The sequence below is a fragment of the Mesorhizobium subarcticum genome (assembly GCF_055456085.1).
The window spans coordinates 1116926-1132562 of record NZ_CM144237.1; the positions used below are offsets into that span (position 1 = coordinate 1116926).

General features: G+C 62.5%; 15 protein-coding genes. 9 read left to right on the plus strand and 6 right to left on the minus strand.

The features are described 5' to 3' along the window. Nucleotides 1–26 precede the first annotated feature (26 nt). Complete coding sequence (locus ACZYHG_RS05190) at nucleotides 27–212, minus strand: hypothetical protein (RefSeq protein ID WP_464614623.1); 186 nt, start codon at nucleotides 210–212, stop codon at nucleotides 27–29. Between the two features lie 110 nt (nucleotides 213–322). Here ACZYHG_RS05190 and gcvA point away from each other — a divergent pair, with 110 nt between their 5' ends. The 9 genes from gcvA (at nucleotide 323) to ACZYHG_RS05235 (ending at nucleotide 10355) form a co-directional block, all read left to right on the plus strand. Beyond that, on the plus strand, nucleotides 323–1228 hold the full coding sequence (gcvA, locus tag ACZYHG_RS05195; protein ID WP_464612840.1) for a transcriptional regulator GcvA: 906 nt from the start codon (nucleotides 323–325) through the stop codon (nucleotides 1226–1228). Between the two features lie 222 nt (nucleotides 1229–1450). Then, nucleotides 1451–2761 carry an ABC transporter substrate-binding protein gene (locus ACZYHG_RS05200; protein WP_464612841.1) on the plus strand — a complete coding sequence of 437 codons (1311 nt, stop codon included), beginning with the start codon at nucleotides 1451–1453 and terminating at the stop codon, nucleotides 2759–2761. Between the two features lie 143 nt (nucleotides 2762–2904). Then, nucleotides 2905–3777, plus strand: coding sequence for a carbohydrate ABC transporter permease (locus ACZYHG_RS05205; protein ID WP_464612842.1), 873 nt, complete (start codon nucleotides 2905–2907; stop codon nucleotides 3775–3777). Between the two features lie 11 nt (nucleotides 3778–3788). Then, a complete protein-coding gene (locus ACZYHG_RS05210) occupies nucleotides 3789–4613 on the plus strand; it encodes a carbohydrate ABC transporter permease (protein WP_464612843.1) in 825 nt (274 codons plus the stop codon). Between the two features lie 46 nt (nucleotides 4614–4659). Then, nucleotides 4660–5664, plus strand: a complete 1005-nt coding sequence (locus tag ACZYHG_RS05215; protein ID WP_027060671.1) for an ABC transporter ATP-binding protein — start codon at nucleotides 4660–4662, stop codon at nucleotides 5662–5664. After that, nucleotides 5658–6431 carry an L-iditol 2-dehydrogenase gene (locus ACZYHG_RS05220; RefSeq protein WP_464614624.1) on the plus strand — a complete coding sequence of 258 codons (774 nt, stop codon included), beginning with the start codon at nucleotides 5658–5660 and terminating at the stop codon, nucleotides 6429–6431. The genes ACZYHG_RS05215 and ACZYHG_RS05220 overlap by 7 nt, the downstream gene beginning before the upstream one ends. A 163-nt stretch (nucleotides 6432–6594) precedes the next feature. Further along, nucleotides 6595–8073: a mannitol dehydrogenase family protein gene (locus ACZYHG_RS05225; RefSeq protein WP_464612844.1), complete on the plus strand. Its 1479-nt coding sequence runs from the start codon at nucleotides 6595–6597 to the stop codon at nucleotides 8071–8073. A 15-nt stretch (nucleotides 8074–8088) separates the two neighbouring features. Then, complete coding sequence (locus ACZYHG_RS05230) at nucleotides 8089–8772, plus strand: HAD-IA family hydrolase (protein WP_464612845.1); 684 nt, start codon at nucleotides 8089–8091, stop codon at nucleotides 8770–8772. After that, entirely contained in the window at nucleotides 8769–10355 is a 1587-nt protein-coding gene (locus ACZYHG_RS05235; protein WP_464612846.1) for an FGGY-family carbohydrate kinase, read from the plus strand. The genes ACZYHG_RS05230 and ACZYHG_RS05235 overlap by 4 nt, the downstream gene beginning before the upstream one ends. Nucleotides 10356–10369: 14 nt before the next feature. Here ACZYHG_RS05235 and ACZYHG_RS05240 read toward each other — a convergent pair whose 3' ends face one another. The 5 genes from ACZYHG_RS05240 to ACZYHG_RS05260 form a co-directional block, all read right to left on the minus strand. After that, the gene (locus tag ACZYHG_RS05240; RefSeq protein WP_464612847.1) at nucleotides 10370–11458 is read right to left on the minus strand and encodes an ABC transporter ATP-binding protein; all 1089 of its coding nucleotides are present in this window, start codon (nucleotides 11456–11458) and stop codon (nucleotides 10370–10372) included. 2 nt (nucleotides 11459–11460) lie between these two features. Beyond that, a complete protein-coding gene (locus ACZYHG_RS05245) occupies nucleotides 11461–12507 on the minus strand; it encodes an NAD(P)-dependent alcohol dehydrogenase (RefSeq protein ID WP_464612848.1) in 1047 nt (348 codons plus the stop codon). Nucleotides 12508–12522: 15 nt separating this feature from the next. After that, nucleotides 12523–13335 carry a carbohydrate ABC transporter permease gene (locus ACZYHG_RS05250; protein WP_464612849.1) on the minus strand — a complete coding sequence of 271 codons (813 nt, stop codon included), beginning with the start codon at nucleotides 13333–13335 and terminating at the stop codon, nucleotides 12523–12525. An 11-nt stretch (nucleotides 13336–13346) separates the two neighbouring features. Beyond that, nucleotides 13347–14213: a carbohydrate ABC transporter permease gene (locus ACZYHG_RS05255; protein ID WP_464612850.1), complete on the minus strand. Its 867-nt coding sequence runs from the start codon at nucleotides 14211–14213 to the stop codon at nucleotides 13347–13349. Between the two features lie 108 nt (nucleotides 14214–14321). Continuing rightward, nucleotides 14322–15593, minus strand: coding sequence for an ABC transporter substrate-binding protein (locus ACZYHG_RS05260; protein ID WP_464612851.1), 1272 nt, complete (start codon nucleotides 15591–15593; stop codon nucleotides 14322–14324). Between the last annotated feature and the right edge of the window lie 44 nt (nucleotides 15594–15637).

The following is a 15637-nucleotide window of genomic DNA, read 5'->3' on the forward strand; positions in this document are numbered from 1 at the left end:
GATTGATTGCGATAAACCGGGCCACGCTATCTGTGTGGTCCGAAAGGGTCGTTGCCATCGAGAAAACCGATGTCGCGTTGCAGATGCGGCGACAGGTCCCTGATGTCGAGATGCGCGCGTCTTTTGGCTGTGAACCAGCCAAATCCGTCCGCCAGCCACGAAATCCAGCGATGATCCGGGGTGGGAGTGCATTTTTGCTGCGCCATGGTCATGATCGTCAACCTCCGCTATCCTGAACCCGAGTGAATGGTTGACGCTGAATGTCGGTGTCGGCGGCCGCCTTTGCCAATCGAACGTCGATCATGGCCCATAAGGAGGCCTTATGCCTGATCTCAGCTCGCGACAGGTTTCCCAGCTCCCGCCGCTGCAGGCGATCAAGGTCTTCGACGCGGTGGCGCGGCACCTTTCCTTCACCAAGGCCGCCGTGGAACTCGGCATGACACAGGCTGCGGTCAGCTATCAGATCAAGGTGCTGGAAGAGCGCGTCGGTTCACCGCTGTTCCTGCGCCGACCGCGGCAGATCGAGTTGACCGAAGCCGGACAGCGCCTCGCGCCCGCCGTCAGCGAGGCTTTTGCCATTCTTGGCCAAGCCTACGCCGCAGCGCGCGCTGGGGCAGACGGATTGCTTTGCGTCACCACCGTGCTGACCTTCGCCTCGAACTGGCTGGCGCACCGCCTGGGCTCGTTCCAGATCGCGCATCCCGCACTTGCCGTGCGGCTGGAGACATCGAGCCGGCTGACCGATTTCTCGCGTGAGGATACCGATATCGCCATCCGCTCGGGCGGTGGCAAATGGCCGGGCCTGGAGGCGCACAAGCTGCTCGATGCCGATTTCACGCCGATGCTGAGTCCCACGCTCGCGGCGAGCATTGGCGGCGTCAACGAACCGGCCGATCTGTTGCGCCTGCCGATCCTCGATCCGGGCGACATCTGGTGGACGGAGTGGTTTTCGGCCGCCGGCGTGCACTCGCACGATCTTGCCAGACGGCCCGGCAGCAGCATGGGCGCGCAGGCCTATGAGGCCAATGCCGCGATTGCCGGTCATGGCGTGGCAATCCTGACCAGGGCTCTGTTCAAGGCCGAACTCGCCGACGGCCGCCTGATCCAGCCTTTCGACCTGGTCGGCGATGATGGCCATGCCTATTGGCTGGTCTATCCCCAGGCGCGCCGCAACGTGCCGAAGATCCGCGCCTTCCGCGACTGGCTGCTGGCCGAGATCGCTTGCTGACAGGCAGCCCCCTCAAGGCGCCAATTTCGCAAGTCTCCGCCGTCGTCGGTGAAATCCGGCGAGGGCGAAGCTCGTCTTCGCAAATCTCCACACACGCCACTGCCCATCAGCATCGCCGAGTGCTGCGCTGCAGCATCGAATCCGGCTTGACATAATTCACAGCAAGTGAGTAATTGCTCATAGCCAAGGCAAATGCTCATCTTGGTTCATGGGAGGAATTTGATGAAACTGCGCACGCTCACCCTGGGCTTGTTGTCGGCCAGCGCTCTTGCTTTTGCCGCACATGCCGAATCCATCACCATCGCCACCGTCAACAATGGCGACATGGTCCGCATGCAGAAGCTGACCGAAGACTTCACCAAGGCGAACCCCGACATCCAGCTCAACTGGGTGACGCTTGAAGAAAACGTGCTGCGCGAGCGCGTCACCACCGACATCGCCACCAAGGGTGGCCAGTATGACGTGATGACCATCGGCACCTACGAGGTTCCGATCTGGGCCAAGCAGAGCTGGCTGTTGCCGCTCGACAAGCTCGGCGACGATTACGACGCCAAGGACATCATCCCCGCCATCGCCGGCGGCCTTTCGGTCGACGGCAAGCTCTATGCCGCGCCCTTCTACGGCGAAAGCTCCTTCGTCATGTACCGCAAGGACCTGATGGACAAGGCCGGGTTGAAGATGCCCGACGCGCCGACCTGGGACTTCATCCGCCAGGCCGCCGACAAGATGACCGACCGCGCCAATGGCGTGAACGGCGTGTGCCTGCGCGGCAAGGCCGGCTGGGGCGAGAACATGGCCTTCCTGACCGCCATGTCGAACTCCTTCGGTGCCCGTTGGTTCGATGAGAACTGGAAGCCGCAGTTCGATCAGCCGGAATGGAAGAAGACGCTGCAGTTCTATGTCGACATGATGAAGGCCGACGGTCCGGAAGGTGCTTCCTCCAACGGCTTCAACGAAAACCTGGCGCTGTTCCAGCAGGGCAAATGCGGGATGTGGATCGACGCCACCGTCGCTGCCTCCTTCGTTTCGGACCCGAAGAACTCGACCGTCGCCGACAAGGTCGGTTATGCGCTGGCACCGGACAATGGCCTGGGCAAGCGTGGCAACTGGCTCTGGGCATGGTCACTGGCCATTCCGGCCGGTACGCAGAAGGCTGACGCTGCCGAGAAGTTCGTCTCGTGGGCGACCAGCAAGCACTATGCTGAACTGGTTGCTTCGAAGGAAGGCTGGGCCAACGTTCCTCCGGGCACGCGCTCCTCGCTTTATGCCAATGCCGAGTACCAGAAGGCGGCTCCGTTCGCCAAAATGACGCTGGACTCCATCAACGCAGCCGACCCGACGCATCCGACCGTCAAGCCGGTGCCCTATGTCGGCGTGCAGTTCGTCGCTATCCCTGAGTTCCAGGGCCTTGGCACCACCGTCGGCCAGCTCTTCTCGGCGGCTCTTGCCGGCCAGTCGAGTGTCGACGACGCCTTGAAGCAGGCCCAGGACGCCGCCACCGCGGCAATGACCGAAGGCGGCTATATCAAGTAAGGCTCCTCCCGGTGCCGAATGCCGGTCGCCTATCATGACCGGCAAAGGGCCGCCCGAAACCCAGTTCGGGCGGCCACTTTTCAAAATCGGGAAAATTCTGGCACAATTCTGAAAACCTGGCTGACCTTGGGAGGGTGACCATCATGGCTACTCAGCAGACCCGTTCGCTTGCCCGTTTCATGATGGCGCCATCCGTGGTGCTGCTGCTGGTCTGGATGGTCGTTCCGCTCGCGCTCACCCTGTGGTTCTCCTTCCAGCAGTACAACCCGCTCAACCCGATCCGCGACGGCTTTGTTGGCTTCTCCAACTACGCGCTGTTCTATTCCAATCCGGCCTTCCTGCAGTCGATCCTCAACACGCTCACGCTGGTGGTCAGCGTGCTGTTGATCACGGTGATCGGCGGCATCCTGCTGGCACTGCTGATTGACCAGCCGATGTGGGGACAAGGCATTGTCCGCATCCTCGTCATCTCACCGTTCTTCGTCATGCCGCCGGTGGCCGCATTGGTGTGGAAGAACATGATCATGCACCCGCAATATGGCGTGTTCGCCGATATAGCGCGGTTCTTCGGGGCCCAGCCGATCGACTGGTTCGGGCAGCATCCGATGATGGCCATTATCATCATCGTCGCCTGGCAATGGTTGCCCTTCGCGACGTTGATCCTGCTGACCGCGCTGCAGTCGCTCGACGGTGAACAGAAGGAAGCCGCCGAAATGGACGGCGCCGGCTTCGTCAGCCGCTTCATCCATCTGACGCTGCCGCACATGTCGCGCGCCATTACCGTCGTCATCCTGATCCAGACGATCTTCCTGCTGTCGGTCTATGCCGAGATCCTCGTCACCACCAATGGCGGCCCCGGCTACGCGTCCACCAACCTGCCCTTCCTCGTCTACCAGAAGGCCTTGCTGGAGTTCAAAATCGGCCAGGCATCCGCCGGCGGCATCATCGCTGTCATTCTCGCCAACATCGTTGCCTTCTTCGCCATGCGCGCCGTCGGCAAGAACCTCGACAAGTAAGGGAGGATACGATGGCACGTGCAGTCACCAACCGGCACAAGACGATCGCGACAATTGCGGCCTGGATCGTCGCCCTGCTGATCTTCTTTCCGATCCTCTATACGATCATCACCTCATTCAAGTCGGAGCAGGAAGCCATCCAGGGCTTCAATCTGATCCCATCGGGAACATTCGAAAGCTATACCGAGGTTCAGGCGCAGAGTGGCTATTTCAAATTCTTCCTGAACTCGGTGCTGCTCTCGGTCGGCTCGACCATCCTGGCCTTGCTGGTCGCCATTCCGGCGGCATGGTCGATGGCCTTCTCGCCGACCAAGCGGACCAAGGACATTTTGATGTGGATGCTGTCCACCAAGATGATGCCCGCGGTCGCCGTGCTGTTCCCGATCTACCTGATCTTCCGCAACCTCGGACTGCTGGACAGCCGCATCGGCCTGATGGTCATGCTGATGCTGATCAACCTGCCGATCGTGGTGTGGATGCTCTACACCTATTTCCGCGAAATCCCGGGCGAGATTCTGGAAGCGGCGCGCATGGACGGCGCTTCGTTGTGGAACGAGATCATCTATGTGCTGACACCCATGGCGGTGCCGGGCATCGCCTCGACCATGTTGCTCAACATCATCCTGGCATGGAACGAGGCGTTCTGGACGATCCGTCTGACGACCACGGAAGCCGCGCCACTCACCGCCTTCATCAGCTCCTTCTCCAGTCCGCAAGGCCTGTTCTGGGCCAAGCTCTCGGCGGCCTCGACACTGGCGATCGCACCGATCCTGATCATGGGCTGGTTCAGCCAGAAGCAGCTGGTGCGCGGCCTGACATTTGGTGCCGTCAAGTAACGTGACGCGTAAGAACGACGGACAATAACCCCTCGGGGAGGAAACCATGGGAAATATCACGCTCAAGAACGTCTCCAAGTCCTTTGGATCGACGTCCATCATCCCCGGCCTCGATCTGGTGATCGAGAATGGCGAGTTCGTCGTCTTCGTCGGCCCGTCGGGTTGCGGCAAGTCCACGCTGCTGCGGCTGATCGCCGGGCTGGAGGACACCAGCGGCGGCACCATCAACATCGACGGGCGTGATGTCACCGGCGAAGCGCCGGCCAAGCGCAAGCTCGCCATGGTGTTCCAGTCCTACGCACTTTATCCGCACATGACGGTGGCCAAGAACATCGGCTTCCCACTGAAGATGGCTGGCGAAGACAAGGCGACCATCGACAAGAAGGTGGGAGACGCTGCACGGGTGCTGAACCTCACCAACTATCTCGAACGCCGGCCCGGCCAGCTTTCCGGCGGGCAGCGCCAGCGCGTCGCCATCGGCCGCGCCATCGTGCGCCAGCCGACCGCCTTCCTGTTCGACGAACCGCTGTCCAACCTCGACGCCGCACTGCGCGGCACCATGCGGCTGGAAATCAGCGAGCTGCACCACCAGCTCAAGACGACCATGATCTACGTCACCCACGACCAGGTCGAAGCCATGACCATGGCCGACAAGATCGTCGTCCTGAATGCCGGCAATATCGAGCAGGTCGGCTCGCCGATGGAACTCTACAAGACACCGAAGAACCTGTTCGTCGCCGGCTTCATCGGCTCGCCGAAGATGAACCTGATCGAAGGCGCGCCCGCCGCCAAATACAATGCCAAGACCATCGGCATTCGTCCCGAACATATGGAAATCTCGACCACGGCAGGCGAATGGAAAGCCACTGTGGGCGTTGCCGAACATCTTGGCTCCGACACCTTCTTGCATGTCCAGGCCGATGGTGTCGGTCCGCTGACGGTGCGTGCCGACGGCGAACTGGCGGTTCACCACGGCGACACCATTTATCTGACGCCCGACAAGGCCAAAATGCACCGCTTCGGACCTGACGGAAAGGCGCTGGCATCGTGAGACTGGCCGGCAAATCGGCGCTGATCACGGGCTCCGCCCGTGGCATCGGCCGGGCCTTCGCCGAAGCCTATGTCGGCGAAGGTGCTACGGTGGCGATTGCCGATATCAACCTTGAGGCCGCGAAAAAGACGGCTGGTGAGATCGGCGGCAAAGCCTATGCCGTGAAGCTCGATGTCACGGACCAGGAGTCGATCGACGCAGCCGTCAAGGCGGTGGAAGCCAAGGCTGGTGGCCTCGACATATTGATCAACAACGCTGCTCTGTTCGACTTGGCGCCGATCGTCGATATCTCGCGGGCAAGTTACGAAAAACTGTTCTCCGTCAATGTCGCCGGCACGCTGTTCATGCTGCAGGCTGCCGCCCGCTCGATGATCGCGCGGGGCAAGGGCGGCAAGATCATCAACGTGGCAAGCCAGGCCGGACGGCGTGGTGAGCCGCTGGTGGCTGTGTACTGCGCCACAAAGGCCGCGGTAATTTCGCTGACCCAGTCGGCGGGGCTCGACCTGATCAAGCACCACATCAACGTCAACGGTATCGCACCCGGCGTCGTCGACAGCGATATGTGGGACGAGGTCGATTCGCTGTTCGCCAAGTACGAGAACCGGCCAAAGGGCGAGAAGAAGAGACTGGTTGGAGAGGGCGTGCCTTACGGCCGGATGGGCAAACCGGAGGACCTCGCCGGCATGGCTGTCTTCCTGGCCAGCGCTGACGCCGAATACATCGTCGCCCAGACCTACAATGTCGACGGCGGCCAGTGGATGAGTTGAGGGGGGACGGCCTCTGTTCCTCGTTCCTCCGCGAGGCGCAGAGGCCGACACATCAAAGTGAAAGGCCGCATCGACCCCGGTCGGCGTGGCATCCCTGACCTTCTTCCCGTGAACACGGGAGAGGGGAATAACGCAGGCCGAAATCAGGCCAAAGGGTAAACAGATGACCGTGAAACTCTCGTCTTCCAATCTCTCCAAGCTGCCCGCCAATGTCGCCGGTCCAAAATACGACCGCTCGAAGCTCAAGGCCGGCATCGTGCATTTCGGTGTCGGCAATTTCCATCGCTCGCATCAGGCCGTCTATCTCGACGATCTGTTCAATTCGGGTGTCGGCCATGACTGGGCACTGGTCGGTGCCGGCGTCTTCGAAGGCGAGAAAATCGGCCGCGGCAAGCTCGAGGAGCAGGACTGGCTGACCACGGTCGTCGAGCAGGATGAAGGCCATATGAGCGCCCGCGTCACCGGCGCGATGATCGACTTCCTGATGCCGGGCGATGCGGCCGGCACAATCGAACGACTTGCCGATCCGGCGATCAAGATCGTGTCGCTGACCATCACCGAAGGCGGCTATTTCATCGACCCGGCCTCGGGCGTGTTCAACCCGACCCACCCCGATATTGTCGCCGACGCGCGAGCGGGCGCCATGCCAAAGACCGTGTTCGGCATCATCCTGGCAGGGCTGGTGCGCCGGCGCGATGAAGGCACCGTGCCGTTCACCGTCATGTCCTGCGACAACATCCCCCACAACGGCCATGTCACGTCGGATGGGGTCATCGGGCTGGCCCGCCTGATCGACCAGGATCTGGCCGACTGGGTCAGCGACAATGTCGCCTTTCCCAACGGCATGGTCGATCGCATCACGCCGGCCACCACAGACCGCGAACGCGGCATCCTGGCCAAGGATTTTGGCGTCGAGGACGCCTGGCCGGTGTTCTGCGAGCCTTTCCGGCAGTGGGTGCTGGAAGACCGTTTCACTGATGGTCGCCCACCGCTGGAAAAGGTCGGCGTTCAGTTCGTCAAGGACGTCGCGCCTTACGAATTGATGAAGATCCGCATTCTCAATGGCGGCCACGCCACCATCGCCTATCCGGCCGGGCTGATGGACATCCATTTCGTCCATGAGGCGATGCAGGAGCCGCTGGTGCGCGGCTTTCTCGACAAGCTCGAGCACGACGAGATCATCCCGACCGTGCCGCCGGTGCCGGACACGGTGCTGGAGGACTATTACCAGCTCATCGAGAAGCGCTTCTCCAATCCCAAGATCGGCGACACTATCCGCCGGCTCTGCCTCGACGGCTCCAACCGCCAGCCGAAATTCATCATCCCGACCATCGCCGACCGCCTGAAGGCGGGAAAAGGCGTCGCCGGACTGGCGCTGGAATCCGCGCTCTGGTGCCGCTACTGCTTCGGCACATCAGACAGCGGCGCCGTCATCGAACCCAACGACCCGAGCTGGGACCGGCTGCAGGCGACGGCAAAGGCGGCAAAGGACGCGCCAGCCGCATGGCTGGCGATGGAAGACATCTATGGCGATGTCGGCCGCGCCACGGCGTTTGTCGAGGCCTTCGGCCATGCGCTCAACGTGCTGTGGGCCAATGGCGCCCGCGCCACGCTGACGCGCTACATCGCCGGCAAGCTCTGAGAGCCATCCGACGCCATGACGCCTGAACTGGTCATCTTCGACTGCGATGGCGTGCTGGTCGACAGCGAGGCGCTCTCCGTCTCGGCGCTGCTCGGCATGATCAAGCTTGCCGGCGGCAGCGTCAGCGAGGACGCCGCCTACGAGCATTTCCTCGGCAAGAGCATGAAAAGCGTGCGCGAGATCCTCGGCCGCGATTTCGGCCTGGAGATCACCGATCAGCACCTGACCGCGATGCGCGTCGACCTCATGCGAAAGTTCCGTGAGGAGCTGAAGCCGATCCCCGGCGTCAAGGAGATGTTGCCTGGGCTTGGCCTGCCGTTCTGCGTCGCCTCCTCCGGCACGCTGGAACGCATCCGTTACGCGCTCGACGTCACCGGCCTGCTCGGGCTGATGGAGCCGCATCTGTTCAGCGCCGCGATGGTCGCCAAGGGAAAGCCGGCGCCCGACCTTTTCCTCCACGCCGCCGCCAGCATGCGGGCCCACCCGCGCAAATGCCTCGTCATCGAGGACAGTCCGGCCGGTGTCGCGGCCGCGCGCGCGGCCGGTATGCGCGTCTTTGCCTTCACCGGCGGCGCACATGCCGGCAACCCCGCTTTGAAAGCGCGGCTTGCGTCGAACGAACCTGACTTTATATTCGCTGACATGCTGCAATTGCCCGATCTGATTGCAGGCCTGGGAGCGAGAGTTAGAGCATCTTGACGAAACAGTTTGTTTGCGCGGTCGATGTCGGCACCGGGAGCGCTCGCGCGGGCATTCTCGACGCCCGTGGCACGTTGCTTGGCCGCGCAGAACGGCCGATCGCCATGAACCAGCCAAAGCCCGATCACGCCGAGCATGATTCGCGCGATATCTGGTCGGCGGTCTGCATCGCAGTACGTGCCGCCCGCGAAAAAGCCGGCGTTGCGGCCCAAGATATTGTCGGCATCTCGTTTGATGCCACCTGTTCGCTGGTGGTGCGCGACCGGCGAGGCGAACAACTCAGCGTTTCGACCACGGGCGACAAGCGCTGGGACACCATCGTCTGGCTCGACCACCGCGCCATTGCAGAGGCCGACGAATGCACGGCGAGCAGCCACGAGGTGCTCAATTATATCGGCGGCGTCATGTCACCGGAAATGGCGACGCCGAAGCTGATGTGGCTCAAGCGCCATCTGCGCAAGACGTGGAATGAAGCCGGCTACCTATTTGACCTGACCGATTTCCTGACCTGGCAGGCGACCGGCTCTCTCGCCCGCTCGCAATGCACGCTGACCGCCAAATGGACCTATCTGGCGCATGAGGAAAGCGCCTGGCAACGCGATTTCTTTGAAATCGTCGGCCTCGACGATCTCTTTGAGCACGGCAACCTGCCTGAAAGGGCAAGCCCGGTTGGCGCCGATATCGGCCAGTTGACACCGCAAGCGGCGGCGGAGCTTGGCCTGACCGAAAAATGCCGGGTCGGAGCAGGCGTCATCGACGCCTATGCCGGCGCACTTGGTGTGCTTGGCGGCTTTGCAGGCGACGAACGGGATATCGGCCGGCACCTGGCGCTGATCGCCGGCACGTCGAGCTGTGTCATGGCGATGTCGCCCGACCCGCAGCCTTTCGCCGGTGTCTGGGGACCTTATTATGGCGCGGCACTGCCGAAGCTGTGGCTATCGGAAGGCGGCCAGTCAGCCACCGGGGCGCTGCTCGACCACATCATCCGCTGGCATGGCGCCGGCGGCGAGCCCGACGCCGCCATGCATGCCAAGATCGCCGGGCGTGTCGCCGAACTGCGCGCCACTGAAGGCGAAAACCTCGCCGCACGCTTGCATGTGCTGCCGGATTTCCACGGCAACCGGTCGCCGCTCGCCGATCCGCATGCCGTCGGCGTGGTCAGCGGGCTGACGCTGGATTCCTCCTTCGACAGCCTGTGCAAGCTCTATTGGCGCACAGCCGTCGGGATCGCGCTCGGTGTGCGCCATGTGCTGGAGGCGCTGAACGAGAATGGTTACCTGATCGACACGCTGCACGTCACCGGGGGCCACACCAAGAACCCGCTGCTGATGGAGCTCTATGCCGATGCCACCGGCTGCACGGTGGTCGAACCCTTGGCCGACGAGGCGGTGCTGCTTGGCACCGGCATGGTGGCCGCTACCGCTGCCGGCCTGTTCCCCGACCTAAACGCCGCCTGCCTTGCCATGCAGCAAGGCGGCAAGACCCGCGCCGCCAACCCGGCCGCCGGCGCCCGCTTTGACCGCGATTACCGTATTTTCCTCGAAATGCACCGGCAGCGACAGGCGCTCGACGCAATCCGGTAGAGCGAGAACGCGCCTTACCGTGTCAACAAGGATAGGCCGGACTTGGCATCGAACAGATGCATGTTCGATTCGTCGAACGTGTAGCGGACATCGCTGCGGATGACGGGGCACGCGCGGCTGGAAACCAGAGCGCTGATTTCCTTGCCACCAAGGGCGAACGTCACCAGCGCATCGTTACCGTGGAATTCGATGAGATCGGCCGTGCCTGCCAGCAGATTTTCGGAACCGCCGGGGCTCGCTATCTTGAGGTCCGGAGGCCTGATCCCAAGCACCGCCCTATCGACGCCTTGCAGATCGAAGCGGGAGCCTTCGATGGAAAAGGCCGCGCCGGCACTGTTCAGGGTCCAGCAGCTTCCGTTACGCGCGACGGCCACGTCGAGGAAATTCATGTTCGGCGTCCCAATGAACCCGGCGACGAACAGATTGGCCGGCCGCTCGTAGATTTCCGCCGGCGAGCCGATCTGCTCGATCCTGCCGTCGCGCAGCAGCACGATGCGGTCGGCGAGCGTCATCGCCTCGAGCTGGTCATGGGTGACATAGACGGTGGTCGTGTTCAGCGACTGGTGCAGCCGGGCGATCTCGATGCGCATGTGGTTGCGCAGCTTGGCATCGAGATTGGACAGCGGCTCGTCGAACAGGAACACTTTTGGTGTCTTGATCATGGCGCGTGCGATGGCGACGCGCTGCTGCTGGCCGCCGGACAGCTCGGTGGGCTTGCGGCCGAGATAGGGATCGAGACCCAGCGTCTTCGAGACTGCCTCGACGCGCTGCTGGATCTCGGCCTTCGGCACCTTCTGCCGCCTCAGCCCAAAGGCGATGTTGTCGAAGATCGTCATGTGCGGATAAAGCGCGTAGTTCTGGAACACCATGGCGATGCCGCGGTCGCCCGGGTCGAGGTCGTTGACCACCTTGCCGCCAATCGAGACCTCGCCGCCGCTGATGTCCTCCAGCCCCGCCAGCATGCGCAGCAAGGTCGACTTGCCGCAGCCGGAGGGACCGAGGAAGACGACGAATTCGTGCTCTTCGATCGAGAGGTTGAGGTCGCGGATGACCGTGGTGGCGCCATAGGCCTTATCGACATGGGAGCAAACGATCGCGGACATGCTCAGCCCTTCTCGCCGGTCAGCAGGATCTGCAGCTTGACGTCCTCCGGCTTGCCTTCGGCGGCCCGTTCGAATGCCTTGATGCTGTCGGAGAAATCATAGGTGCCGGTGATCAGCGGCTTGAGGTCGACCTTGCCGGAAGCGATCAACTGCAGGGCGCGGTCGAAAATGTTGGCATAGCGAAAAACCGTCTCGATGCGCACCTCCTTCGAGATCGCCGCCGGCACGTTCAGGGCCACAGGTTCGACCGGCAACCCGACCAGCACGACCGCGCCGCCCGGCCGCACGACATCGAACAGATCGGCGAAGGCCTTCGGGCTGCCGCTGGCCTCGAAAACGATGTCGGCACCCCAATTGTCGGTCGCGGCGGCGACCGCATCGGCCAGCGACTGCTCGCCGATATTGACCGGCACGATGCCGGCATATTGCGCGGCAATCTTCAGCTTGGGCGCGGAGAAATCGGAAATCAGCACTTTCGAGCAGCCCCCGGCAAGGGCGGCTAGCGCGATCATGATGCCGATCGGGCCACAGCCGACGACGACGGCGACATCACCCGGAACGATGCGGGCCCGGCTTGCCGCCTGCATGCCGATGGCGAAGGGTTCGACCATCGCGCCTTCGGCAAAGGAGACATTGTCGGGTAGTTTGTAGGTGAAGGCGGCGGGGTGCACGGCATAGGGCGCAAGCACGCCATGCACCGGCGGCGTCGCCCAGAAGGTGACATCAGGGTCGACATTGTAGATGCCGAGTTTTGTCGCGCGCGACGACAGGTTGGGCACGCCCGGCTCCATGCAGACGCGGTCACCGACCTTGAACGTCTCGACATTGGCGCCGGTCTCGACCACCGTTCCCGCGGCCTCGTGACCGAGCACCATCGGCGCGCGCACGACGTAGCTGCCGATGGCGCCATGGGTGTAATAGTGCACGTCGCTGCCGCAGACGCCGACAGTGTGGATGGCGATCTTGACGTCGTCCGGCCCGACATCGAGCGGCAACGCGATCTCGCGCAGCGACAGTTCGCCTTTTTTCTCAAGCACCAAAGCCCGCATCGGGTCGTCCTCACATCAAGTCTTGTTTTGCCGGAAAACGGAATTCAGGAAGCCGCTGAGCACGCCGAGGAAAAGCAGCGGCGGCAGCGACAGCAGCACGACCGAAGCATTCAGGATGCCCCACGGCACGTTCATGCCTTGCTGGGAGAGTTCCGAGGCGACGATCGGCAAGGTCTTGGCATTGGAACTGGACAGCATCAGCGCGATCAGGAACTCGTTCCAGACCAGCACGAAGCTGAAGGCGACCGCCCCGATCAGCGAGCGTGCCGCCACCGGAAGCGCGATCCGCCAGAACACCGAATAGGCGCCATAGCCATCGACGAAGGCAGCCTCCTCGATTTCCTTCGGCACGGCTTGGAAGGCGGGAATAGCCAGCCACATGATCACCGAGATGGTGAGCAGCGAGTAGGTAACGATCAGCGCCGCCAGCGTGTCATAGAGCCCGAGCTGCAGCCAGATCACCATCAGCGGGATGGCCACCGCCACCGGCGGCAGGAAGCGCAGCGACAGCACGAAGAACTGGATGTCGCCGGCCCAGCGGTTGGGATAGCGCGCCACCGAGTAGGCGGCAGGCAGGCCAAGCACGACACCGATCAGCACCGCGACGCCGCAGGCGATGACCGAGTTGTAGAGGCCGGTCATGACGCTGTCGCGGCCGACGATATAGCTGATGTTGGCCAGTGTCGGCGTGAACACCAGGCGTGGCACGCGAGTGATGATGTCGACATTGTTCTTCAGCGAATTGAGCGCTGTCCAGGCGAGCGGAAACACGGCCATGAAGCCGGCAAATGCCAGGATGGTCCTGCCGATGAGGAGGCCCGGTCTCATGGGATACAGTCTCATGCCTGCACCCGCTTCCACAGCATGGTGAAGGTGATGACGGTGGCGATCATCATCAGCACCGCCATGGCCGAGGCGTATGACACCTTGCCGGACTCAATGAAGCCTTGCGAGAAGGCGTACATGTCGAGCGTTTCGGTAGCCACGCCCGGTCCGCCGCGCGTCATCACATAGATCAGGTCGAAGGAGCGCAGCGATTCGATCATCTTGACGAACATCAGGCTGACCAATGGCGCCTTCAGCATCGGCAAGGTCACATAGGCGTGGATCTGCCAGCGTTTGGCATGGTCGAGCCGAGCCGCCTCGATCGGCTGCGGCGGCAGCGTTTCCAAGAGCTTCAGCACGATGACGGCGAAGAACAGACCCCATTGCCAGACATCGACCGATGCAACGGCGAACAGCGCCGTCGACGGCTTGGACAACGGGTCGAAGATCAGCCCGCCGGTGATCAGCCTGTAGGGATAGGTGGCGATGCCGTAGAGCGGATGGTAGGCAAATTTCCAGACGAAGGCCGCCGAGACACGCGGCAACAGCACCGGAATGATGAACAGCAAGCAGTAGACGTTTCGCATGCGCGGCGAGGCGGCCTCGAACATCAGCACGCCAAAGCCAATGGCCACGACCATCGTGGCGATGACCGTGACGAACTCCCACTTCACCGACACCCAGACAGCGTTGAGGAAGCGGCGATCGAAGAACAGGTCGTAAAAGTTCGAGAACCAGACATAGGAGTAGGCTGTTGAACTCAGCTCGCGGTTCTGCAGGGCGATGATGATCGCATACAGCGTCGGCACCATCGACAGCACCAGCAGGATGATGAGCGTCGGCGCAATAAAGGTGACCGGCAAGGAAGAGCGTCGCGGCATCTGTCTATCCCCAGCTGTGTCTGGCAGCGGCGAAAAAGGGAGACCCGCGGCGCACAGGTCCCGGCATCAATCGAATGCCGTGGACCGCGCGCCGCAGGGGAGGATGGCTTATTTCTTCACCAGTTGGTTGGCATAGGCATCAAGCTCGTTGAGGCTGCCTTTGATGTCGGTGCGCGTGCCGGCAATCAGCTCTTCGAGGATAATGCCCCAGCGGTCACCGAGATCCGGCCAGCGTGGATCCTGCCAGAAGTTGACCGCCGTGACCTTGCCGGTTTCGGCGAGCGCCTGGCCGAGGTCGGCGCCGTAGATGTCGGCGAATTCCTTGCTGGACAGGATGCTGGTGCGGTTCAGCTCACCGAACTGGTGGGCGTCGAGCCGGCGCTTCTCGTTCTCCTTCGACGTTGCCCAGGCGATGAACAGGCCGGCGCATTTCTTCGAAGCGTCGTCGGCATTGGCTTTCGCCGCGATGGCAAGGCCATGGCCGTAGCCACCACCGGGAAGCGGCGAGGGCGGCGGCAGGAAGCCGATCTTGCCGACCACCTGCGAGGTCTTCGGATCGACCGCCATGCCCGACAACGGTGTCGATTCGACGAGGATCGCGACCTGGCCTGACAGGAAGGCGCCGGTCGATTCATCCCAGCTGCCGGTCTGCGTGCCGGGTGCCGAATCCTTGAACAGCTTCAGATAGGTCTCGGTCGCCTTGACGGCTGCGTCCGAATTAAAAGCCGGCTTGTCGCCGTCGAACCACTGGCCACCATAGGCCTTGAAGAAGGGCATCCAGCGCCAGACATTGGCGCCCGAACCGCGTGCGCCGCGCAGCGCGATGCCGTACATGCCCTTGTCGGGATTGGTCAGCTTCGGCACGTCGGCGATCAGTTCGTCGAGCGTCTTGGGCGGCTGGATGCCGGCGGCCTCGAGCACGTCCTTGCGGTAGACCATCAGATCGCCGCCGCCGGTCAGCGGCGCGAACCAGACCTTGCCGTCATAGGTCGCGACCTTCTGGCGGCCGGGATCGAAGTCGGCATAGTCATAGTCTGCCGGGTAATAATCGGCCAGCGGTACGATCCATTTCGATGAGGCAAACAGGGCAACGTTGGCTTCATCGACATAGTAGACGTTGTAATTGCCGACGGTGGACGCATCGGCGCGTGATTTGGCCCGGCGGTCGTTCTCGTTGAGATAGTCGATCTGGAAGCTGGCGCCGGAGAGCTTCTGGAACTCGGCCTTGGAGTCCTCCAGAAGCGTCAGGCCATCGCGCGGTTGCGCCAGCACCTTGACCGGCGCGGAGCAGACCGGCGCCTGTGCCAACGCGATGGTGGATACGGTAGCGGAAAGCATGAAAGCTGCGCCCAAGCCTGCAGCGAGCCGAATTGGTTTCATTGATTTTTCTCCTCCAGGAACACTCGCGGGAAGCGGAAGTCCTC